This window comes from Pantoea rwandensis (assembly GCF_002095475.1).
GTDB lineage: Bacteria > Pseudomonadota > Gammaproteobacteria > Enterobacterales > Enterobacteriaceae > Pantoea > Pantoea rwandensis.
This window is the reverse complement of sequence record NZ_MLFR01000003.1, coordinates 22,405-45,667: the sequence shown is the minus strand read 5'-3', so window position 1 is coordinate 45,667 and position 23,263 is coordinate 22,405. Positions and strand designations below refer to the sequence as shown.

21 protein-coding genes and 1 pseudogene are annotated in these 23,263 nt (G+C 53.8%); 8 read left to right on the top strand and 14 right to left on the bottom strand.

The features are described from left to right. Positions 1 to 261: 261 nt before the first annotated feature. The 6 genes from rpmH to HA51_RS05345 all read left to right on the top strand — a co-directional run bounded on the left by rpmH (position 262) and on the right by HA51_RS05345 (position 5,035). Complete coding sequence (gene rpmH, locus HA51_RS05370; protein WP_003849659.1) at positions 262 to 402, top strand: 50S ribosomal protein L34; 141 nt, start codon at positions 262 to 264, stop codon at positions 400 to 402. Positions 403 to 416: 14 nt separating this feature from the next. After that, positions 417 to 776: a ribonuclease P protein component gene (gene rnpA, locus HA51_RS05365; protein ID WP_034830013.1), complete on the top strand. Its 360-nt coding sequence runs from the start codon at positions 417 to 419 to the stop codon at positions 774 to 776. Further along, entirely contained in the window at positions 740 to 997 is a 258-nt protein-coding gene (gene yidD / locus HA51_RS05360) for a membrane protein insertion efficiency factor YidD (RefSeq protein ID WP_007893564.1), read from the top strand. Before rnpA ends, yidD begins: the two co-directional genes overlap by 37 nt. 2 nt (positions 998 to 999) lie before the next feature. Then, a complete protein-coding gene (gene yidC, locus HA51_RS05355; protein WP_084932840.1) occupies positions 1,000 to 2,646 on the top strand; it encodes a membrane protein insertase YidC in 1,647 nt (548 codons plus the stop codon). Positions 2,647 to 2,854: 208 nt separating this feature from the next. Beyond that, positions 2,855 to 4,219, top strand: coding sequence for a tRNA uridine-5-carboxymethylaminomethyl(34) synthesis GTPase MnmE (gene mnmE / locus HA51_RS05350; protein WP_084932837.1), 1,365 nt, complete (start codon positions 2,855 to 2,857; stop codon positions 4,217 to 4,219). A gap of 225 nt (positions 4,220 to 4,444) precedes the next feature. Continuing rightward, positions 4,445 to 5,035 (top strand): malonic semialdehyde reductase, encoded by a 591-nt coding sequence (locus HA51_RS05345; protein WP_084932829.1) that lies wholly within the window; start codon positions 4,445 to 4,447, stop codon positions 5,033 to 5,035. A 46-nt stretch (positions 5,036 to 5,081) separates the two neighbouring features. On the opposite strand, the gene HA51_RS05340 is transcribed toward HA51_RS05345, so the two are convergent. Then, a complete protein-coding gene (locus HA51_RS05340) occupies positions 5,082 to 5,591 on the bottom strand; it encodes a flavin reductase family protein (protein WP_084932826.1) in 510 nt (169 codons plus the stop codon). A 291-nt stretch (positions 5,592 to 5,882) separates the two neighbouring features. Here HA51_RS05340 and HA51_RS05335 point away from each other — a divergent pair, with 291 nt between their 5' ends. Beyond that, complete coding sequence (locus HA51_RS05335; protein WP_084932823.1) at positions 5,883 to 6,629, top strand: 4'-phosphopantetheinyl transferase family protein; 747 nt, start codon at positions 5,883 to 5,885, stop codon at positions 6,627 to 6,629. A gap of 30 nt (positions 6,630 to 6,659) precedes the next feature. Here HA51_RS05335 and HA51_RS05330 read toward each other — a convergent pair whose 3' ends face one another. Next, the gene (locus tag HA51_RS05330) at positions 6,660 to 7,973 is read right to left on the bottom strand and encodes an NCS2 family permease (RefSeq protein WP_084932820.1); all 1,314 of its coding nucleotides are present in this window, start codon (positions 7,971 to 7,973) and stop codon (positions 6,660 to 6,662) included. Between the two features lie 151 nt (positions 7,974 to 8,124). On the opposite strand from HA51_RS05330, the pseudogene yieH reads away from it, so the two are divergent. Further along, positions 8,125 to 8,783 (top strand): annotated as a pseudogene (yieH, locus tag HA51_RS05325) (6-phosphogluconate phosphatase). 366 nt (positions 8,784 to 9,149) lie between these two features. Here yieH and HA51_RS05320 read toward each other — a convergent pair. The 12 genes from HA51_RS05320 to atpA all read right to left on the bottom strand — a co-directional run bounded on the left by HA51_RS05320 (position 9,150) and on the right by atpA (position 23,248). Then, positions 9,150 to 10,388, bottom strand: a complete 1,239-nt coding sequence (locus HA51_RS05320) for an MFS transporter (protein WP_084932817.1) — start codon at positions 10,386 to 10,388, stop codon at positions 9,150 to 9,152. 119 nt (positions 10,389 to 10,507) lie between these two features. Continuing rightward, the gene (gene phoU, locus HA51_RS05315) at positions 10,508 to 11,242 is read right to left on the bottom strand and encodes a phosphate signaling complex protein PhoU (protein ID WP_034830028.1); all 735 of its coding nucleotides are present in this window, start codon (positions 11,240 to 11,242) and stop codon (positions 10,508 to 10,510) included. Between the two features lie 14 nt (positions 11,243 to 11,256). Then, positions 11,257 to 12,030, bottom strand: coding sequence for a phosphate ABC transporter ATP-binding protein PstB (pstB, locus tag HA51_RS05310; RefSeq protein ID WP_034830029.1), 774 nt, complete (start codon positions 12,028 to 12,030; stop codon positions 11,257 to 11,259). Between the two features lie 44 nt (positions 12,031 to 12,074). After that, complete coding sequence (gene pstA, locus HA51_RS05305) at positions 12,075 to 12,962, bottom strand: phosphate ABC transporter permease PstA (RefSeq protein ID WP_084932812.1); 888 nt, start codon at positions 12,960 to 12,962, stop codon at positions 12,075 to 12,077. Next, positions 12,959 to 13,921: a phosphate ABC transporter permease PstC gene (gene pstC, locus HA51_RS05300; RefSeq protein ID WP_084932810.1), complete on the bottom strand. Its 963-nt coding sequence runs from the start codon at positions 13,919 to 13,921 to the stop codon at positions 12,959 to 12,961. The genes pstA and pstC overlap by 4 nt, the downstream gene beginning before the upstream one ends. Positions 13,922 to 14,010: 89 nt before the next feature. Continuing rightward, a complete protein-coding gene (pstS, locus tag HA51_RS05295; protein ID WP_084932808.1) occupies positions 14,011 to 15,054 on the bottom strand; it encodes a phosphate ABC transporter substrate-binding protein PstS in 1,044 nt (347 codons plus the stop codon). 178 nt (positions 15,055 to 15,232) lie between these two features. Beyond that, on the bottom strand, positions 15,233 to 17,062 hold the full coding sequence (gene glmS / locus HA51_RS05290; protein ID WP_084932805.1) for a glutamine--fructose-6-phosphate transaminase (isomerizing): 1,830 nt from the start codon (positions 17,060 to 17,062) through the stop codon (positions 15,233 to 15,235). A 247-nt stretch (positions 17,063 to 17,309) separates the two neighbouring features. Beyond that, positions 17,310 to 18,680 carry a bifunctional UDP-N-acetylglucosamine diphosphorylase/glucosamine-1-phosphate N-acetyltransferase GlmU gene (glmU, locus tag HA51_RS05285; RefSeq protein ID WP_084932802.1) on the bottom strand — a complete coding sequence of 457 codons (1,371 nt, stop codon included), beginning with the start codon at positions 18,678 to 18,680 and terminating at the stop codon, positions 17,310 to 17,312. Between the two features lie 202 nt (positions 18,681 to 18,882). Beyond that, positions 18,883 to 19,302: a F0F1 ATP synthase subunit epsilon gene (locus tag HA51_RS05280; protein ID WP_084932800.1), complete on the bottom strand. Its 420-nt coding sequence runs from the start codon at positions 19,300 to 19,302 to the stop codon at positions 18,883 to 18,885. Between the two features lie 24 nt (positions 19,303 to 19,326). Beyond that, a complete protein-coding gene (atpD, locus tag HA51_RS05275) occupies positions 19,327 to 20,724 on the bottom strand; it encodes a F0F1 ATP synthase subunit beta (RefSeq protein ID WP_084932797.1) in 1,398 nt (465 codons plus the stop codon). Positions 20,725 to 20,787: 63 nt separating this feature from the next. Beyond that, positions 20,788 to 21,654: a F0F1 ATP synthase subunit gamma gene (atpG, locus tag HA51_RS05270; protein ID WP_084932794.1), complete on the bottom strand. Its 867-nt coding sequence runs from the start codon at positions 21,652 to 21,654 to the stop codon at positions 20,788 to 20,790. Between the two features lie 52 nt (positions 21,655 to 21,706). Further along, positions 21,707 to 23,248: a F0F1 ATP synthase subunit alpha gene (gene atpA / locus HA51_RS05265; RefSeq protein ID WP_084932791.1), complete on the bottom strand. Its 1,542-nt coding sequence runs from the start codon at positions 23,246 to 23,248 to the stop codon at positions 21,707 to 21,709. Positions 23,249 to 23,263: the final 15 nt, after the last annotated feature.

Below are 23,263 nucleotides of genomic sequence, written 5' to 3'. Positions count from 1 at the left end.
AAGATCCTGCGCGATCCTTGCGCTTTACCCCATAGCCCGTATAATTCCCCACCCGGCATTATTGCGTGAAGCCTTGATGCCCGGAATCAGCGGGCTGTATCTGGGTTTCCAGGTGCCGCGAACTGCGAAGTAAATTGACTCCGGACTGTACAATTATTACAATCCCGCCTCTTTATTAAAGACACATTGAGGCGTTGGTCGATTTACTGGCCCGAAAACGCGTCACCCAGTGAAAATTTTCAAGTTTAGGTAGAAATCGCCATGAAACGCACTTTTCAACCGTCCGTACTGAAGCGCAACCGTTCACACGGTTTCCGTGCTCGTATGGCAACAAAAAATGGTCGTCAGGTTCTGGCACGTCGTCGTGCTAAAGGCCGTTCTCGTCTGACCGTTTCTAAGTAATAAAGCTAACCCTAGTGGTTAAGCTCGCATTTCCCAGGGAGTTACGTTTGTTAACTCCCACTCATTTCACTTTCGTCTTCCAGCAGCCACAAAGAGCCGGTACGCCGCAAATCACCATCCTCGGCCGACTTAATTCGCTGGGGCATCCCCGCATCGGTCTTACCGTCGCTAAAAAGCATGTGAAACGCGCCCATGAACGCAACCGGATCAAGCGATTGACCCGCGAAAGCTTTCGTCTGCGCCAACACGAGCTGCCTGCGATGGATTTTGTCATCGTGGCGAAAAAAGGGATTGCTGACCTCGATAACCGTGCGTTAACGGAAGCGTTGGAGAAACTATGGCGTCGTCACTGTCGCCTGGCTCGCGGCTCCTGATCGCCCTGATACGCGTTTATCAACGCGCCATCAGCCCACTGCTGGGACCTCATTGTCGGTTCCATCCCACCTGCTCGCAGTATGGGATTGAGGCTTTACGACGCTTTGGTGTTGTAAAAGGCAGTTGGTTGACGATTAAACGCGTATTAAAATGCCACCCTTTGAACCCGGGTGGTGACGATCCTGTGCCGCCAAAAACCTTTGATACCAGAGAACATTAACGATGGATTCGCAACGTAATCTCTTTCTCATCGCTTTTCTGTTCGTGTCTTTTATGATCTGGCAAGCTTGGCAGACGGACCACGCTCCGCAGCCACAGCAGACTCAGACCACGCAGAACACAAGCAGCGCAGCGGGTGATGCCGCCACTTCCGGCGTGCCGGCTAGCGGTCAGGGCCAAACGATCACCGTTAAGACTGATGTCCTGTCACTCAACATCAATACTCGCGGTGGCGATATTGAGCAGGCACTGCTGCTGACCTACCCGGACAAACTGGGTTCTGACGCACCGTTCCAGCTGCTGGAAACCACTCCAGCCTTCGTTTATCAGGCGCAAAGTGGCTTAACCGGCCGTAACGGTCCGGATAACCCGAACAATGGCGCACGTCCGCTGTTCACCACTACACAAGATCATTTCGAGATGGCCGATGGCCAGACCGAACTGCGCGTGCCGCTCACCTGGACTGACGAAAAAGGTGTGGTTTACACCAAAACCTTCGTCTTCAAGCGTGGCGAATTCGCGGTTAACGTTGACTACAACATCAATAACGCCTCTCAGCAGCCGCTGGAAGTGTCGATGTTTGGTCAGCTGAAGCAGACTATTGATCTGCCGAAGCACCGTGATACGGGCAGCAATAACTTTGCACTGCACACCTTCCGTGGCGCAGCGTACTCGACCAGCGAAGCGAAATACGAAAAGTATAAATTCGATACTATCGCGGAAAACGAGAACCTGAACGCGACCACCAGCAATGGTTGGGTTGCGATGCTGCAGCAATATTTCGCTACGGCTTGGGTGCCACGTACTCAGGGCAACAACACCCTGTACACCAGCAACCTGGGCAACGGCATTGCGGCAATCGGTTATAAATCTTCACCGGTCACCGTCGCAGCAGGCGCACAGCAAGATCTCGGCGCGACCCTGTGGTTAGGCCCGGAAATCCAGGACAAAATGGCGGCTATCGCGCCTCACCTGGATCTGACCGTGGACTACGGATGGTTGTGGTTCATCTCTCAGCCACTGTTTAAGCTGCTGAAGTTCATTCACAGCTTTATCGGTAACTGGGGCTTCTCGATTATCGTTATCACCTTCATCGTTCGTGGCATCATGTACCCGCTGACTAAAGCGCAGTACACCTCCATGGCGAAGATGCGTATGCTGCAGCCGAAGATTCAGGCGATGCGTGAGCGTCTGGGCGATGACAAGCAGAAGCAGAGCCAGGAAATGATGGCGCTGTATAAAGCAGAGAAAGTGAACCCACTGGGTGGCTGCTTACCGCTGGTTATCCAGATGCCAATCTTCCTGGCCTTGTACTACATGCTGTCAGGTTCGATTGAACTGCGTCATGCACCGTTCATTCTGTGGATTCATGACCTGTCCGCGCAGGACCCGTACTACATCCTGCCGGTTATCATGGGTATCACCATGTTCTTCATTCAGAAGATGTCACCGACCACCGTGACCGATCCGATGCAGCAGAAGATCATGACCTACATGCCGGTTATCTTTACCGTGTTCTTCCTGTGGTTCCCTGCGGGTCTGGTGCTGTACTACATCGTTAGTAACCTGGTGACCATTCTCCAGCAGCAGCTGATTTATCGCGGTCTGGAAAAACGTGGCCTGCACAGCCGCGACAAGAAGAAAGCGTAACTTCTGACTGCAACAGCAGCAGCGTATACTCAAGGGGCGGCATTTATGTCGCCCTGTTTTTTTTCAAAATTTGTACCCTAAATAATTCGAGCTGCAGCAACGAGGCAAGCGAAAGAATCTTCAGGAGCTTACTCAAGTAAGTAACTGAGATGAATGAGCGCAGCCAATGCCGCTGCGGCTTGAAGTCTGACGGATAAGAGAGAGAATCATGAGCCACAGCGATACCATCGTTGCCCAGGCGACGCCTCCCGGTCGTGGCGGCGTCGGCATTCTGCGTATTTCAGGCGCCAAAGCCGCAGACGTCGCGCAAGCCGTGCTCGGTAAATTGCCGAAACCGCGCTATGCCGACTATTTGCCGTTCAACGATGCGGATGGCAGCGTACTGGATCAAGGGATTGCGCTGTGGTTTCCCGGCCCTAACTCCTTTACAGGCGAAGACGTACTGGAGCTGCAAGGTCACGGCGGTCCGGTGATTCTTGATCTGCTGCTCAAGCGTATTGTTGCCCTTTCAGGTGTGCGTATCGCGCAGCCGGGTGAATTCTCTGAACGCGCCTTCCTAAACGATAAACTCGATCTGGCGCAGGCAGAAGCTATTGCCGACCTAATCGATGCCAGTTCAGAGCAGGCGGCGCGTTCCGCAGTGAACTCACTACAAGGCGCATTTTCCCTGCGCATCAATACGCTTGTGGAAGCACTGACTCACCTGCGCATCTATGTGGAAGCCGCCATCGACTTCCCGGATGAGGAGATCGACTTCCTGTCTGACGGCAAAATCGAAGGCCAGCTGAATGTGGTGATCGGTGACCTTGATAACGTGCGCGCCGAAGCGCGTCAGGGCAGCCTGCTGCGTGAAGGAATGAAAGTGGTGATTGCCGGTCGCCCTAACGCCGGTAAATCCAGCTTGCTTAACGCCCTTGCCGGTCGTGAAGCCGCGATTGTCACCGATATCGCCGGTACTACCCGCGACGTGCTGCGCGAGCACATTCATATCGACGGCATGCCGCTACACATCATTGATACCGCCGGTTTACGTGAAGCCAGTGATGAAGTCGAACGTATTGGGATTGAACGTGCGTGGCAGGAAATCGAACAGGCTGACCGGGTGCTGTTCATGGTAGATGGTACCACCACCGATGCCACCGAAGCCGCCGCTATCTGGCCTGATTTCGTGGCACGTTTACCGGACCAATTGCCGATTACCGTAGTGCGTAACAAAGCCGATATGACCGGCGAAGTGCTGGGCCTGACAGAAGTGAATGATCACTCACTGATTCGCCTCTCTGCACGTACCGGCGAAGGCGTGGATGCACTGCGCGATCATCTGAAACAGAGCATGGGCTTCTCCGGCAATATGGAAGGTGGCTTCCTGGCACGTCGACGCCATCTGCAGGCATTGGAGTTGGCGGCCACTCACTTACAGCAGGGTAAAGACCAGCTTCTGGGTGCCTGGGCGGGTGAACTGCTGGCGGAAGAGTTGCGCCTGGCACAACAGGCACTGAGTGAAATCACTGGGGAGTTCACCTCCGACGATCTGCTCGGCAGGATTTTCTCCAGCTTCTGCATTGGTAAATAGTACCGACTTTGGTCGCCATCAATGGCGCCCCTACAATCTGTCTACGCGATTCTGTAGGGTGCGCATTGATGCGCACTGGGTTCGCTGTAAACATGCATCTTTGTTATTTGGCACCCCCTCTCCTTTGCAGTATAACGATCGCTGGCACGTGCTAAAGCGCACCGGCCACATCGACTATTCATGCTAAAAATCAGGCGCGACTGGCCGCCTGAACAGGAGAGACACATGAGTATACCGCTCGACAGCGTGGCGCTGAACGCGCTGTTTAATGACGCTCGCACGCACAGCTATTGGCAGGACAAACCCCTTTCCCACGACGTGCTGCAGCAGCTCTACAGCCTGACCGCACTCGGCCCAACTTCAGCCAACTGCTCACCGGGACGTTTCGTGTTTGTCACTTCTCAGGAAGGCAAAGAAAAGCTGAAGCCCGCGCTCTCCTCTGGCAACGTGGATAAAACCATGGCGGCACCCGCGACGGTGATTGTGGCGTGGGACCCAGAATTTTATGAGGCATTACCAAAACTCTTCCCACACGGTGATGCGCGCAGCTGGTTCACCAGCAGTCCAGATTTGGCTAAAGAGACCGCATTCCGCAACAGCAGCCTGCAAGCAGGCTACCTGATCCTGGCAGCACGCTCATTGGGCCTGGATGCCGGTCCAATGTCTGGCTTTGATCCAGCAAAAGTGAACGAAGCTTTCTTTAGCGAAAGCAAATGGCAGGTGAATTTACTGATTAACCTTGGCTACGGTGAAGCCAGCAAACTGCATGAGCGTTTGCCGCGTTTAGGCTTCGACGAAGCCAGCAAATTTGCCTGATTGAAAACGGGCGTCGCGATGAATACTCGACGCCTGCTCTTCTCGCTTAACCCAGCGAGTGAAAACCGCTGTTAAAGTACACCATCGGCTCTGCGGCTTCGCCCGGTAAGGCGATACCGACAATACGCGCCAGCAGGACGCTGTGCGTATTCCACTCCACCACTTTTTCCAGCTGGCAGTCAAAGCTCACTAGTGCATCGGCCAATACCGGAGCACCGGTATTCAGCGTGTGCCATTCACCGCTCTGAAAACGTTCTGCACGACGCGCAGACTGGCTAAACTGGGCGCATAAATCATCATGCTGCTCACGCAAGACGTTAACGGCAAAGTGGCCCGCGTTAACGAAAGCATCGTGGCTGGACGCGCTACGATTGACGCACACCAACAGGCTTGGCGGCTCAGCAGCCAGTGAGCTAACCGAGGTGGCAATCAGCCCCAGCTTTTCGCCCTGGAACTCAGTGGTCACCAATGAAACACCTGCAGTTAAGCGGCGCATGCCATGACGAAATTCATCCAGAGAGATCGATTCCTGGCGAGTAAGTGAGGTTACTGACATAAGAAACTCCAACGTGCATGCAACGGCGATGGGCACGATTTCTTGAGGTGGATTGTTTGCGCACTTCGATGTGCTGTTTTGCTGCCCAAATCCTACACCACATCACGCTTCACGACACCCTTTCTGGGCAGAATCCGCAAAAGCGTTATATACAAAGTTGCGGAGTGGGATAAGACATCGCTTCGGCGTTATCTGAAATTTCTCACAATCAATGTTATGGCGGATGCAAACCCATGAGAAAATTCTTACAATAGACTTGATGATTATCTGACCATTTTCACGGAGCGACAGATGGCTAGTCATTTTGTACGTTGGATGGGAAATTCGCGGCTCTCTCCAGAGTCACCGCGAGTTTCACAGGATGTGATTAACAGCGCTGAGCACTTCCCTGATAAGCGCCGCAGTCGTTTTCTTGCTGCTCGTGAGTTGCTGGCACAACTGTTGCTGCGCGTCTACGGCATTCGAGAACTGCCGCCACTCGTCACCACCAGCAGTGGACGCCCCTGTTTTGCCGATCCTAACCTCCCTGATTTCAGCATTGCTTATGCAGGCAATATGGTGGGCGTACTGCTGGCAGAAGAGGGTGGTCGTGCAGGGTTGGATATGGAGATCGTGCGGGCCCATAGTCGTCAAACACAGGATATGCTGACACAGGATCTCTCATCTGGAGAGAAAGCCTGGATCAATGCACAGCAAGACTTTATGGAAGCCGTGACGCAGATATGGACGCTACGCCAAAGCATTCTCAAACTCACGGGTGAGGCGAGTGGCATTGGTTCATTGCAGCTGCACCCAGCCGCAGGTCGCCTGCGTTCGAGCGTATTCCCGGATATTCAAGCAGTATGCGATGCGGAGCCTATGTTGGTATGGTCTTGCGCCCTGTCACCCGGCACCGAACGCTTATGTCTGTGGGAGATTGATGCACAGCAACAGTGGCAGCCGCTGCGCGATGTCGAGATGAGTAAGCCGAATATTGGCCCACGTTCACTGCGGCTGACTAGCCTGGCCAGCGCACCACAGGAAATCGGGCATCTGTAATAAAACAGGCCGCAATCGCGGCCTGTTCTTTTAGTGCGCGTCGATAAACGCGATTTTCAGTACAAACAGCAGTGCGACGACCACTACGCACGGGCTGATTTCGCGCCAGCGTCCGGTGCCGAGTTTCATCACACAATAAGAGATAAAGCCCAGTGCAATCCCTTCGGTGATCGAGAAGCTAAACGGCATCATCGCTGCCGTGACAAACGCGGGTACCGCTTCGGTGAGGTCGTCCCAACGCACGCGCGACAGCGACGCCGTCATCAGTACACCCACATAGATCAGCGCACCTGCTGCCGCATAAGAAGGCACCATGGCAGCCAGCGGTGACAGGAACATCACCAGCAGGAAGAGAATACCGGTGATCACCGCCATCAGACCCGTACGGCCACCAATGGCTACTCCCGACGAACTCTCAATGTATGCCGTGACAGAGGAGGTTCCGATCAGCGAGCCGGTGACTGAGCTAATGCTATCCACATACAGTGCCTGCTTCATGCGCGGGAAAGTGCCCTTCTCATCGGTTAATCCCGCTTTATCGGTGACGCCGATCAGTGTGCCGGAGGAGTCAAACAGGTTCACCAGCATAAAGGAGAAGATGACGCCCGCCATGCCGATGTTAAATGCGCCTTTGATATCGACCTGGCCCACCACCGAGGTGATGGCGGGCGGAGCGGCAAACACGCCACTGAACTTTACATCGCCAATCGCTAAGCCGATCACCGTAGTGACCACAATCGACACCAGCACTGCGGCATGAATATTACGTGAGGCCAAAATCGCGATGATGAAGAAACCCAGTGCGCCAAGCAATACGCTATGCGAAGTCAGGTTGCCCACCGTCACGATGGTATCGGCATTTGGCACAATAATACCGGCGTTCTTTAGTCCCATCATGGCGATAAACAGACCGATACCGGCAGTAATGCCGACACGCAGACTCATCGGGATATTGGCAATCATCCAATAGCGGACACGCAGCAGGGTCAAGATCAGCAGACCCAGCGCCCCCCAGAAGATCGCGCCCATGCCGATCTGCCACGAATAACCCATTGCGCCCACTACCACAAAGGCAAAGAAAGCATTCAAGCCCATCGCCGGTGCCAGCGCGACCGGCAGATTTGCCACCAGCCCCATCATGATGCTGCCAAAAGCGGCGATCAAACAGGTGGTGACAAACACCGCCTGCGTATCCATGCCCGCTACGCCAAGGATCTGCGGGTTTACAAAGACGATGTACACCATCGTCAGGAAAGTCGTGAAACCGGCTATCACTTCAGTGCGCGCGGTTGTGCCGTGTTCCTGCAGCTTAAACATGCGCTGCAACAAGCCCTGATTGTTCATTCAACTGTCCCGGAAAAAAATTTATCGCCGCGTATCCTATAGATTTTAGCGCAGCAAAACACTGATTATTCGCAACCGGTTGCTCAGGGTCGCTTTCTGCGCTCAGTGCGTTAGAGTGTCAGCTGGTTGTTTAACAAAAGGATGATGTGCGATGTCAGTTGAATGTGTTTTTTCGATTGCGACGGTACGCTGGTCGACAGTGAAGTGATCTGTACGCAATCTTACGTCAACACCTTTGCCCAATACGGTATTGAGCTCTCTTTGCAGCAGATGTTTGAGCAGTACAAAGGGGTAAAGCTTTATGACATCGTGCGGGATGTACTGGCACAGCATCAGAAAGAGGTGCCCATCGAAGAGTTCGAAACCGCCTATCGTGCTGATGTCGCCCGCCTGTTTGACCTTGACCTGAAGCCAATTGCCGGTGCTAAAGCGCTGGTGGAGAGCGTGAAAGTGCCGATGTGCGTAGTCTCAAACGGTACAGTGAAGAAGATGCAGCACTCGCTGGGATTAACCGGCATGCTGCCGTATCTTGATGGTCGGCTGTACAGCGGTTACGACATTAACCACTGGAAGCCCGATCCCGAGCTGATGTACCACGCGGCAGAACAAATGCAGGTGCCGATTGAGAAATGCATTCTGGTGGATGATTCCGAAGCAGGCGCCCGCGCGGGAATCGCAGCAGGTATTCCGGTATTTTACTACTGTGCCGATGCGCACAATCCAGAATTGGATCACCCACTGGTGACGCGTTTTGATGATATGGCGCAACTGCCGGCGCTGTGGCGCGCCAGAGGGTGGGATTTGGTGTAAACCAGGGCGGCATGAATGCCGCCCCTACAGAAACCGGCGCATGATGACCGGACAATCTATCATCCGAATCGACTGACCATAATGGTGTTACCTATGTGGTCGGTCTGATCTGTTACCTGTGTGCCAGGGCGGCATGAATGCCGCCCCTACAGAAACCGAGGCATGGTGACCGGACAATCTATCATCCGAATCGACTGACCATAATAGTGTTACCTATGTGGTCGGTCTGATCTGTTACCTGTGTGCCAGGGCGGCATGAATGCCGCCATTACAGAGAGCGACGTACGATTTTGATCAGCACGCAGATAAGATCCACACATGTTTTCGTAGGGTGCGCATTTATGCGCACCAGGTAACCCAAACGCTTTAACCAATCGCGCCCAGTGAATCCTCGTTGCTCTGTTTCTTCGGCAACAGGAACAGCGTCGCAACGATATCCAGTAGATAAATCAGCGCCAGCAGCGTGATCGCCGCGGTAAACGAAATTTTCGCCGCCAGCAGGCCGATCACTAGCGGACCAAAGCCACCCACGCCGCGCCCAAGGTTGAACAACACATTCTGCGCGGTCGCACGCGCCTGCGGTGGAAAGGTGTCAGAGATCAGCGCACCGTAGCCACCAATCATACCGTTCACAAACATCCCCATGATCGCCCCGGTAAACAGCATTACTGTGGGATCGCGCAGCTGTGCATACACCACCACCATCACCACAGCACCAAACTGGTACAGCAGGAAAATCTTCCAGCGCGCGAAGCGATCGGCCAATACCCCAAACAACCAGATACCAAAGGTCATGCCGACCACGGTGACGGCTGTCCACAAGCCGGACTTAGTGAGGCTAAAGCCAAAATTCGATGACAGATAGCTCGGCATCCAAATCATCAGACCGTAATAACCAAAGTTCTGCACGGAGCAGAGGATGAAAATCCCGAGACTGGCTTTGCTGGTGGCACGGTCAGCGAACAGCAGTTTGATGCGCGCGGTAAATGACAATTGCGGCGTTTTTTCCACATGCTGAGTAAAGCCTTCCGGTTCGCCCATGCTACGACGGATCACAAACGACACCAGCGCAGGCAGCAGGCCCACCAGGAACATGCCGCGCCAGCCGATCACGCTAAGCAACGGCGGAGTGATAAATGCCGCCAGCAGCACGCCAAGCTGCCAACCCATGCCGACCCATGCCGATGCGCGATTGCGCTTCTCTTTCGGCCAGGCTTCAGCAATCAACGCCATGCCGATACCAAATTCACCGCCCAAACCCACACCCGCTAAGGTGCGGTAAGCCAATAAATCCCAGTAACCTTGCGCCACGGCGCACAGTCCGGTGAAGATGGAGAACATCAGGATGGTGACGGTGAGAATGCGGATACGGCCATAGCGATCGCTGAGATGGCCAAACACGATGCCACCGATCACCGCGCCAATCAGCGTCCAGGTGACCAGCGAACCGGCCTGAGAAGGATCGAGCGCCAGCGAGACGCTGATTGCCGGTAACATAAAGCCCAGAATTAACAGATCAAATCCGTCCATCGCGTAGCCACTGATGGCGGCCAGCATCGCTTTAGCCGGCGTGACGGCATTTTTTTTAGGTTTTGCGGAAGACATGTAACAGCACCTGGCAGTAAAAAGTGCGCCAAGTATAAAGAGAGGGAATCGCGGAGACCAATCAGAAATGAGGATGGCTGCCTGTGTGCCTCAGTGGCAACAGGCAGCCGAAACAGCAATTAAGAGGGTTTATTGCTGCCGTCATCACCTGACAGCAGTTCATCCAACTTGTCGCCGCCAACGTGACGGAAATCCTGACCTTTAACGAAATAGAAGATAATTTCGCAGATGTTTTGGCAGCGGTCACCGATACGCTCAATGGCGCGAGCACAGAACAGGGCCGTCAGTACGCTTGGGATGGTGCGTGGATCTTCCATCATGTAGGTCATCAGCTGACGCACAATGCCTTCGTACTCTTTATCAACCTTTTTGTCTTCGCGGTAGATCTTAATCGCTTCATTAAGGTCCATACGCGCGAAGGCATCCAGCACGTCATGCAGCATCTGCACGGTGTGGCGGCCGAGAGATTCAAGGCTGACCAGCAAAGGCAGGTGCTGCTGGCTGAACTTCTCGAGTGCGGTGCGGCTTATTTTCTCCGCAACGTCACCGATACGTTCCAGCTCAGAGATGGTTTTGATAATCGCCATCACCAGACGCAAATCAATCGCGGTGGGCTGGCGTTTGGCGATGATGCGCACGCAGGCTTCATCAATCTCCACTTCCATCATGTTGACCTTCTGGTCGCCGTCGATCACGCGACGTGCCAGCTCGCCATCTTGGTTATGCATCGCGGTAATGGCGTCGGTGAGCTGCTGCTCCACCATGCCACCCATGATCATGACCTGAGTGCGAATGTGTTCCAGCTCCGCGTTGAACTGACCGGAGATGTGTTTATTCAGATTCAAATTGTCCATGTGCGTCTCCTGAATCAGCCGTAACGGCCGGTGATGTAATCTTCGGTCTGTTTCTGCGCGGGCTTGGTAAACAGTGTATCGGTATCGCTGAATTCAATCAGCTCACCCAGATACATGAACGCGGTATGATCAGAACAACGAGCAGCCTGCTGCATGTTGTGCGTCACGATCACCACGGTGTAATCCTGCTTCAGCTCGGTGATCAGCTCTTCGATACGACCCGTAGAGATCGGGTCGAGTGCTGAACATGGCTCATCCAGCAACAGCACTTCCGGGCGAATGGCGATGCCGCGTGCAATGCACAGACGCTGCTGCTGACCACCAGAGAGACTGTAACCGCTCTGATGCAGCTTGTCTTTGGTTTCATTCCACAGCGCCGCTTTGGTCAGCGCCCACTGCACACGCTCGTCCATATCAGCACGGGACAGTTTTTCAAACAGACGCACGCCGAATGCGATGTTGTCATAAATCGACATCGGGAACGGCGTTGGCTTCTGGAACACCATGCCAACGCGCGCGCGCAGCAGGGCGATATCCTGATGGGAAGCCAGAATATTGTCGCCATCCAACAGAATGTCACCTTCAGCACGCTGCTCTGGATAGAGCGAGTACATTTTGTTGAAGGTGCGCAGCAGGGTGGATTTACCACAACCTGATGGTCCGATGAAGGCGGTCACCTGGTTCTTAGCGATATCCAGGTTAATGTTCTTCAGAGCGTGAAACTTTCCGTAATAGAAGTTCAGATTGCGAACCTGAATTTTACCGGCAGAAGTCGTTGCCATACTCATTGCTCATCTCTCATGTGCAGCGCCGCCGAAGCCGCGCCGGGAAATTAATGTTTGCCCTTGGCGAAAACCACTCGCGCGACAATGTTCAGCAGCAGCACGCACAGGGTAATGATCAACACACCCGCCCATGCCAGGCTTTGCCACTCGGCAAATGGACTCATGGCGAATTTGAAAATCGTCACCGGCAAGTTCGCGATTGGCTGCATCATGTCGGTGCTCCAGAACTGGTTCGACAGCGCCGTAAACAGCAGCGGTGCGGTTTCGCCCGCGATACGTGCCACAGCCAGCAATACACCGGTAATGATGCCGGAGACCGAGGCTTTTAGCGTAATGGCCGAAATCATCTTCCATTTCGGCGTACCCAGCGCATAAGCCGCTTCACGCATGCTGTCTGGTACCAGACGCAGCATGTTTTCTGAGGTACGAATCACGATGGGAATCTGCAACAGTGCCAGCGCCACTACCCCGGCCCAGCCAGAGAAGTGCTGCATTTGTGCGACCACAATGGTGTAGACAAATAGACCGACCACAATGGAGGGTGCAGAAAGCAGGATGTCGTTGATAAAACGAATCACTTCCGCCAGCCAGTGCTTACGACCATATTCTGCCAGGTAAATGCCCGCCATGATGCCCAGCGGCGTACCGATTACCGTTGACCACAGAATCAATAATCCACTGCCCACCAGGGCGTTGGCTAAACCACCGCCCGCGGTGTTCGGCGGCGGCGTGGATTCAGTGAACAGTGACCAGCTCAGACCATCAATGCCTTTGGTGACGGTGGTGAACAGAATCCACACCAGCCAGAACAGGCCAAAGGCCATGGTCAGCATCGATAAGGTCAGCGCGATTTTGTTTTTGGTACTGCGCCACGCCTGCATTTTGCGGCGAGAGGCTTCCAGCTCAGCACGAGCCTGCATTTCAATAGCTGTCATGAACGGGCTCCTTCACTCTTCGCCAGGCGCAGGATCATCAGTTTAGAGATCGCCAGCACGATAAAGGTAATCACGAACAGGATCAGGCCCAGCTCCATCAGCGCCGCCACATGGACACCTGATTCGGCTTCAGCGAACTCGTTCGCCAGCGCAGAAGTGATACTGTTGCCCGGCATAAACAGCGAGGCGCTGTCGAGCTGGTAGGTGTTACCGATGATGAAAGTCACTGCCATGGTTTCACCCAGCGCACGGCCCAGACCCAACATCACACCACCGATCACACCGTTTTTGGTGAACGGCAGTACGATGCGCCAGATCACTTCCCACGTGGTGCAACCAATGCCGTAAGCGGACTCTTTCATCATCACCGGCGTCTGCTCAAACACATCACGCATCACCGAAGCGATGTAAGGGATGATCATGATGGCGAGGATAACGCCCGCGGCCAGGATACCGATACCGAATGCCGGGCCTGAGAACAGGGTGCCCACAATCGGAATGTTCGACATCACGTTGCCGACCGGTGTTTGGAAGTACTCTGCAAACAGTGGCGCGAAGATAAACAGGCCCCACATGCCGTAAACGATACTCGGGATCGCAGCCAGCAGTTCAATCGCGGTACCCAGCGGGCGACGTAGCCAGTTAGGCGACAGCTCCGTCAGGAACAGCGCAATGCCAAAGCTCACCGGCACAGCGATGATCAGAGCAATAATCGAGGTGACGAGGGTGCCGTAAATCGGTACCAGCGCACCAAATTGTTCGTTTGGCGCATCCCAGGTTTTGGTCCATAAGAAGGAAAAACCAAATTTCTGGATGCTAGGCCAAGAGGAGAAAATCAGGGAGACGATAATGCCACCCATCAACAACAACACGATAAGCGCGGACAGTTTAACCAGCGCGCCGAAAATCATGTCGCCTTGTTTGCCAGGGGCTTTGAACGTCGGCTTAGTGGCAGCCATAGAATTCTCGGTTCTCAGAGGGAGTTCAGGGCGGCATCAAATGCCGCCCATCGGGTTGGTCAGTCAGGTAGGCTGACCGGGTTATTCACTTACTTGTAAATCGCTTTGCCGGCGCTGTCTTTGATGTTCGCTTTCCAGGCAGTACGAATCTGGTTAGCAACGCTTTCTGGCAGCGCGGCGTAATCCAGTGCGGTTGCAGTTTTGCTGCCACCTTTATAAGCCCAGTCGAAGAACTTCATCACTTCTGCACCTTTAGCCGCATCAGCCTGCTCTTTGTAGATCAGGATGAAGGTGGTAGAAGAGATTGGCCATGCATCTGCACCTTTCTGGAAGGTCAGGTCTTGAGCGAAAGATTTGCTCCAGTCTGCGCCTTTAGCAGAGTTTGAGAAGCTGGTTTCGCTCGGAGCAACTGGCTTGCCATCTGCATCCATCAGTTTGGTGTAGGTCAGGTTGTTCTGCTTAGCGTACGCATACTCTACGTAGCCGATTGAACCTGGCAGACGCTGCACGAAGGCTGCTACGCCATCGTTACCTTTACCGCCCAGACCGGTTGGCCAGTTAACGGTGTTACCTTTACCAATTTTGCTGTTCCAGTCTGCGTTTACTTTAGACAGGTAGCTGGTGAACACGAAAGAAGTACCTGAACCATCAGCACGGCGAACCACGTTGATGTTGGTGTCTGGCAGTTTCACGCCTGGGTTCAGTTTAGTGATCGCCGGGTCGTTCCACTTTTTGATGTTACCCAGGTAGATGTCGCCAACGGTTTTGCCGTCCAGCGTCAGTTCGCCTGATTTCACGCCTGGGATGTTAACGGCCAGCACCACGCCACCGATAACGGTAGGGAACTGGAACAGGCCATTTTTTTCCAAATCGGCATCAGCCATCGGCGCATCTGACGCACCGAAATCAACGGTTTTAGCGATGATCTGCTTAACGCCGCCTGAAGAACCAATACCCTGATAGTTCACTTTGCTACCGGTGGCTTGCTGGTATTCTGCTGCCCACTTGGCATAAACCGGTGCCGGGAATGTACCGCCAGCGCCAGTCAGGTCGGTCGCTGCAAATGCAGATACCGCGCTTACTGCGAAGGTGGCGGCGAGGATTCGGGCTACGGATGTACGCATCAGTGTCATGTTCCCTCCAGGGGATTTAAAGAAAATCAGGCTCATTGCCTTTTTTAGTAGGAGTCAGTGATTGCTGCTGGAGGGAAAATAGGACAGTTTGATGACAGTGAAATGTACGAAATATGACAGTTATATGACACCGATTAAAATCTAAGCGGGCCCCTTGCAGGCCCGCCATTTTTACTGATTATTCAACGGTAACCGATTTTGCCAGGTTACGTGGCTGGTCAACATCTGTCCCTTTAATCAGCGCAACGTGATACGAAAGCAGCTGTAACGGTACGGTGTAGAAGATCGGTGCAATGACTTCTTCAACGTGTGGCAGAGAGATGATTTTCATGCCATCGCTGTCGGTGAAACCCGCATCCTGGTCGGCAAACACATACAGCAGACCGCCGCGTGCACGTACCTCTTCGATGTTGGATTTTAGCTTCTCCAGCAGCTCGTTATTTGGCGCCACCACGATGACCGGCATATCGGCATCAATCAGCGCCAGCGGACCGTGTTTCAGCTCTCCGGCGGCGTAGGCTTCAGCGTGGATATAGGAGATCTCCTTCAGCTTCAGCGCGCCTTCCATCGCGATCGGATACTGATCGCCACGACCCAGGAACAACGCATGATGCTTGTCCGAGAAACCTTCGGCCAGGCTTTCAATCACTTTATCCTGCGCCAACATCTGCTCAATGCGGCTTGGCAATGCCTGCAGCGCATGCACGATCTCATGCTCTGTTTCCGGCTTCATACCGTGCAGACGGCCGAGTTTTGCCACCAGCATCAGCAACACCGCCAACTGGGTGGTAAAGGCTTTGGTCGAGGCCACACCAATTTCGGTGCCGGCTTTGGTCATCAGCGCCAGATCGGATTCACGCACCAGCGAAGAGCCGGCAACGTTACAGATAGCCAGCGAACCGAGATAACCCAGTTCTTTTGACAGACGCAGCGCGGCCAGCGTATCGGCAGTTTCACCCGATTGCGACAGAGTGATCAGCAAGCTGTTTTTACGCACAGCGGATTTGCGATAGCGGAATTCAGAGGCGATTTCCACATCGCAAGGAAGGTTGGCCAGCGACTCAAACCAGTAGCGTGACACCATCCCAGAGTTATACGAAGTGCCGCAGGCGATAATCTGGATGTGCTCAACCTTGCTCAGCAAGGCTTCTGCATTGGCACCCAGTTCGCTGAGATCGATTTGCCCATGATTAAAACGACCGCTAATGGTGTTTTTAATCGCGTTTGGCTGCTCGTAGATCTCTTTCTGCATGTAGTGGCGATAAGTCCCCTTATCACCGGCATCGTACTGCGCCGTTGACTCGATTTCCGCGCGTTTTGCTGGCTTGCCATCACGATCGATGATGGTGACTTCACGGCGAGTAATCTCCGCAATATCGCCCTCTTCAAGGTACATAAAGCGGCGGGTCACCGGCAATAGCGCCAGTTGGTCAGAAGCGATAAAGTTCTCGCCCACGCCACGGCCAATCACCAAGGGGCTACCTGAACGGGCGGCCACCAGCACGGACGGATCGCGACTGTCCATGATCACCATGCCATAAGCACCACGCAGTTGCGGGATCACGCGCAGCACCACTTCGCGCAACGTGCCTCCCTGCTTCTGCTCCCAATGCACCAGATGCGCCACCACTTCGGTGTCGGTTTCTGAGGCAAAGCGGTAGCCGCGTTCGATCATCTGCGCACGCAATGGCTCATGATTTTCGATAATACCGTTGTGCACAATAATGATGTGCTCAGAGATATGCGGGTGCGCATTGGCTTCTGACGGCTCACCATGAGTGGCCCAACGCGTATGAGCAATACCCGTTCCGCCCACCAGCGGCTGCTGCTCTGCCGCTTCTGCCAGATTTGCCACTTTCCCCAGACGACGCAGACGCGTCATATGGCCCTGCGCGTCAACCACTGCGAGACCGGCAGAGTCATAACCGCGATATTCAAGACGACGCAGACCTTCCAGCAGAATTTCTGCGATGTCACGCTGCGCTACTGCACCAACAATTCCACACATAATAGTTTCCTGACTTCATGGCTTTCGGCCATTGCGTTGTCATCTGACCTGATTTCCCCCGAGCCTTGTAGAGAGTGGGGGGATCTACCCTTCATACTTCAAATTTCAGGTACATGGGCTACATGCATTCACCTCAGTCACTTGCTTCAGTAAACTCCTGAGGATTCATGTAGCTGCCACCTTCCTGCAACTCGAATTATTTTGGGTAGTTTTTTCCTACGAGCCGATCTTTGCCGACCCTTAAAATTTATTTTTTCTTAACCGGACGTTGCCAGCCAGACTTCTGATTTTGTTCTTTACGGTTATAGACCAGATCGTCAGCCAGGACGTCTTTCATTACCGTGGTGCCTGCTGCAATAGTGGCGCCCGCCGCGACCGTAACCGGTGCGACCAATTGCGTATCGGACCCAACAAACACGTTATCGCCGATGATAGTTTTGAATTTGTTGGCGCCATCGTAGTTGCAGGTAATGGTGCCCGCTCCTATGTTCACGCCCGCACCAATTTCAGCATCGCCAAGATAGGAGAGATGGCCGGCTTTAGATCCTTTGCCCAGCGTGGCTTTTTTCATCTCAACGAAATTGCCCACGTGCGCCTCTTCCGCCAGCTCACTGCCCGGGCGCAGACGCGCGAACGGCCCAACGGTACAAGCTGCAGCCAATGTGGCATCTTCGATCACTGAATAAGGGCTGATTTCACAATCATCAGCTATCACGCTGTTTTTGATGATGCAACCAGCGCCTATCTTCACGCGGTTGCCCAATGACACCGTGCCTTCAATGATAACGTTGGTATCGATCTCAACGTCACGTCCATGTTGCAGCGTACCGCGCAGGTCGAAACGTGCAGGATCGCGCAGCATGACACCCGCCAGCAGCAGTTGTTCTGCCCGCTCGCTCTGATATGCGCGCTCAAGCGTGGCCAACTGCAGACGATTGTTCACGCCATCGGTTTCGCTGTTACGCGCCGGGTGCACCGCGTTGATGACGCGACCTTCGTGGTGCGCCATGGCAATGATGTCGGTGATGTAGAATTCACCCTGCGCATTATTGTTGTTGAGCTGTGCCAGCCAGCGTTTCAAATCGCCGCCGTTGGCAATCAGAATACCGGTGTTGATCTCCGGGATTGTCAGCTGTTCAGCTGATGCATCTTTCTGCTCGATGATGCCGGTCACGGTGCCGTTCTCACGCACGATGCGACCATAGCCGGTTGGATTGTCTAGCACTACGGTCAGGAGGCCGATTCCGCCTTCCGGTTTGGCATCACGCAGGCGTTGCAATGTCGGTTGGGAGATCAGCGGCACATCGCCGTACAGCATCAGAATATCTTCGTCATCGGCAAAGAACAGTGCCGCCTGCTGCATCGCATGGCCGGTACCCAGTTGCTCGGACTGCAAAACCCAGTTCAGGGTGTTGTGGGCCAGTTTCTCTTGCAGCAGATCGCCGCCGTGACCGTACACCAGATGCACCTGTTGGGCTCCGAGGCCAGTCGCTGCATCGATCACATGCTGAACCATCGGTTTGCATGCCAGGGTATGCAGAACTTTTGGCAGATCGGAATACATTCGGGTGCCTTTGCCAGCGGCCAGGATCACCACACTCATCGCGCTTGTAGACATAACTATCCAGACTCAATTTAACTTTCGAAAGTGTAAGGTTTACCCCTGAGATTACTACATTTTTCTCGGAACGAAATTAGCGGATAAAGATGAAAGGATGATCGGAGATAAAACGACGCGCCGACTTAGACGTCGAGCAATAAATTGCGCGCAAAAAAATGCCAACCCAATGGGCTGGCATTTCGTGACGCATAAAGCCTGATTACATCGCTTTCTTGGTCAGCTCGATTACACGCAGTTTCGCGATAGCTTTCGCCAGTTCCGCAGAGGCCTGAGCATAGTCCACGTCACCGTGGCTGCTGTTCATGTGCTCTTCTGCTTTACGTTTCGCTTCCAGCGCGCGCGCTTCGTCGAGGTCTTCACCGCGAATCGCAGTGTCGGCCAGAACGGTCGTGCTGCCCGGCTGTACTTCCAGCACGCCGCCAGAGAGGTAGATATACTCCTCTTCGCCGTGCTGTTTCACGATGCGAATCATACCAGGCTTGATGGCTGTCAGCAGTGGGGCGTGGCCAGGATGAATACCCAGCTCACCTTCACTACCTGACACCTGGATACGCTGAACCAGACCGGAGAACATTTGCTGCTCCGCGCTGACAACATCCAGATGATAAGTCATAGCCATACTATTCCTCCTGGGAAACCGTTATTACAGTTTCTTCGCTTTTTCTACGGCTTCTTCGATAGCGCCGACCATGTAGAACGCCTGCTCTGGCAGGTGGTCGAATTCGCCTTCCATGATGCCTTTGAAGCCACGAATCGTGTCTTTCAGGGTCACGTACTTACCTGGAGAACCGGTGAAGACTTCAGCAACGAAGAACGGCTGAGACAGGAAGCGCTGAATCTTACGCGCACGTGCCACCAACAGTTTGTCTTCTTCAGACAGTTCGTCCATACCAAGGATGGCGATGATGTCTTTCAGTTCCTGGTAACGCTGCAGCAGAGACTGCACGCCACGTGCAACGTCATAGTGCTCCTGACCCACGATGAGTGGATCCAGCTGACGGCTGGTTGAATCCAGCGGGTCAACGGCTGGGTAGATACCCAGAGAGGCGATCTGACGGCTCAGCGTAACGGTTGAGTCCAAGTGAGCAAAGGTGGTTGCTGGTGACGGGTCAGTCAAGTCATCCGCAGGAACGTAAACGGCCTGAACAGAGGTGATTGAACCAGTCTTGGTGGAGGTAATACGCTCCTGCAACACACCCATCTCTTCTGCCAGCGTTGGCTGGTAGCCTACCGCAGATGGCATACGACCCAGCAGTGCTGATACTTCAGTACCGGCCAGGGTGTAACGATAGATGTTGTCGATGAACAGCAGAACGTCACGGCCTTCATCACGGAATTTCTCCGCCATGGTCAGACCGGTCAGTGCTACGCGCAGACGGTTACCCGGCGGCTCGTTCATCTGGCCATACACCAGCGCTACTTTATCGATAACGTTGGAGTCAGTCATTTCGTGGTAGAAGTCGTTACCCTCACGAGTACGTTCACCCACGCCAGCAAAGACCGAATAACCTGAGTGCTCAGCCGCGATGTTACGGATCAGCTCCATCATGTTTACGGTTTTACCTACACCCGCACCACCGAACAGACCGACTTTACCGCCCTTAGCGAACGGACACATCAGGTCGATAACCTTGATGCCGGTTTCCAGCAGCTCTTGCGAGTTAGACTGATCTTCATAAGAAGGCGCTGCACGGTGAATAGAGGAAACCTCTACAACACTGCCGTCTTCATTCTGCAGGTCGCCTTTCATGTCGATTGGTTCACCCAATACGTTCATGATACGGCCGAGGGTTGGTTTACCAACCGGTACCTGGATCGGTTTTTTCAGGTCGGCTACTTGCAGACCGCGCTTCAGGCCGTCAGAAGTACCCATGGCGATGGTACGTACCACGCCACCACCCAGCTGCTGCTGAACTTCCAGCACCAGACGAGCGTCACCATTTTGAACCTCAAGCGCGCTATATACCTGCGGTACCGCGTCCTGAGGGAATTCGACGTCAACTACGGCGCCGATAATCTGGACAATCTTTCCAGCTGCCATCTTGAATCCTCTACCTAATACGAGAATATCCGGCCGCGCTCGCGCGACAGGATATATGCCTGGTTAAACCGCGGAGGCTCCCGAGACGATCTCGGTAAGTTCCTGGGTGATGCTGGCCTGACGAGCTTTGTTGTAAACCAACTGCAGCTCTTTGATCAGGTTTCCGCCGTTATCGGTTGCAGCTTTCATTGCCACCATACGTGCGGCCTGCTCACTGGCCAGGTTTTCCACCACACCCTGATAAACCTGCGATTCGACATAACGGCGCAGCAGGGTATCCAGCAGCGCTTTCGGATCGGGTTCGTACAGGTAATCCCAGGTCTTCGCCTTCATCTCTTCTTCACCTTCCGCTGGCGGTAACGGCAGCAGTTGGGTAATGGTCGGAGTCTGAGACATGGTGTTATTAAACTTGTTGCCGACGATATACAGCTTGTCGATGCGGCCTTCATCATAGGCCTGCAACATCACTTTTACTGGGCCGATAAGATCAGACAGTGCAGGCTTATCGCCCATACCGGTAACCTGTGCCACGATGTTGCCACCTACAGAGCCGAAGAATGAATTGCCTTTAGAACCGATAATCGCCAGATCGCTCTGCACGCCTTTATCAGCCCAGCCTTTCATATCTGCCAGCAATTTCTTGAACAAGTTAATGTTCAAACCACCACAAAGCCCGCGGTCAGTCGAAACGACCAGGTAGCCGACGCGCTTAACGTCACGCTCATCCAGGTAAGGGTGCTTGTATTCCAGATTGCCAAGTGCAAGGTGACCAATCACTTTGCGCATGGTATCTGCATACGGACGGCTGGCCGCCATGCGTTCCTGCGTTTTACGCATTTTGGAGGCGGCGACCATTTCCATCGCTTTGGTGATCTTCTGCGTATTTTTTACGCTTCCGATCTTACTACGTATTTCTTTTGCGCCGGCCATTAGCTTCTCCTCAAAGCCTTGCGGCCTGCCTTTTCAGACAAGCCGCCAGACATTACCAGGACTGGGTTGCTTTAAACGTCTCGAGCAAGCTTTTCAGCTTCGCTTCGATATCGTTGTTAAAGTTGCCCGCTTGGTTGATTTCAGCCATCAGCTCAGCGTGGTCGCGATCCGCGAACGCCAGCAGAGCGGCTTCGAAGCTGCCGATTTTCGCCAGTTCAACGTCGTTCAGGAAGCCGCGCTCAGCAGCAAACAGCACCAGACCCTGTTGCGCGACTGACATCGGCGCATACTGTTTCTGTTTCAGCAACTCGGTCACTTTCTGACCGTGGCTCAGCTGTTTACGCGTTGCATCGTCCAGATCTGAAGCGAACTGCGAGAACGCAGCCAGTTCACGATACTGTGCCAAAGCGGTACGAATACCACCGGACAGTTTCTTGATGATCTTGGTCTGTGCAGCACCACCAACACGGGATACAGAGATACCCGGGTTAACGGCCGGACGAATACCGGAGTTGAACAGGTTTGATTCCAGGAAGATCTGACCATCAGTAATCGAGATTACGTTGGTCGGAACGAACGCAGAAACGTCACCCGCCTGAGTTTCGATGATTGGCAGCGCGGTCAGAGAACCGGTCTGGCCTTTCACTTCACCTTTGGTGAAGCGCTCAACGTAGTCAGCGCTAACGCGTGATGCACGCTCCAGCAGACGAGAGTGGAGATAGAACACGTCGCCTGGGAATGCTTCACGACCTGGTGGACGGCGCAGCAGCAGTGAAATCTGACGATAAGCAATAGCCTGCTTAGACAGGTCATCGTATACGATCAGCGCATCTTCACCGCGGTCACGGAAGTACTCACCCATCGCACAACCGGCGTAAGGTGACAGGTACTGCAGTGCTGCTGATTCAGAAGCAGAAGCAACAACCACGATGGTGTTAGACAGCGCACCGTGCTCTTCCAGCTTACGTACCACGTTAGAAATGGTTGACGCTTTCTGACCAATCGCAACGTAGACACACTTGATGCCTGAATCGCGCTGGTTGATGATGGCGTCGATTGCCATTGCGGTTTTACCGGTCTGACGGTCACCGATGATCAGCTCACGCTGGCCACGGCCGATTGGAATCATCGCATCGACAGATTTGTAACCGGTTTGAACAGGCTGGTCTACTGACTGACGGTCGATAACGCCCGGTGCAATCATTTCAACAGGCGAGAAGCCGTCGTTTTCGATTGCGCCTTTACCGTCGATCGGTGCACCCAGGGTGTTCACCACACGGCCCAGCAGGCCACGGCCAACTGGAACTTCAAGAATACGGCCAGTACATTTAACCTTCATGCCTTCGGCGAGGTCAGCGTACGGACCCATCACTACTGCACCAACCGAGTCACGCTCGAGGTTCAGTGCGATAGCGTAACGGTTACCCGGCAGGGCAATCATCTCACCCTGCATGACATCGGCCAGGCCGTGTACGCGGATGATACCGTCACTTACAGAAACAATAGTACCTTCGTTGTGAGCTTCGCTCACCACATTGAACTGAGCAATGCGCTGCTTGATCAGTTCGCTGATTTCGGTGGAATTCAGTTGCATATATGCTCCAGTCCC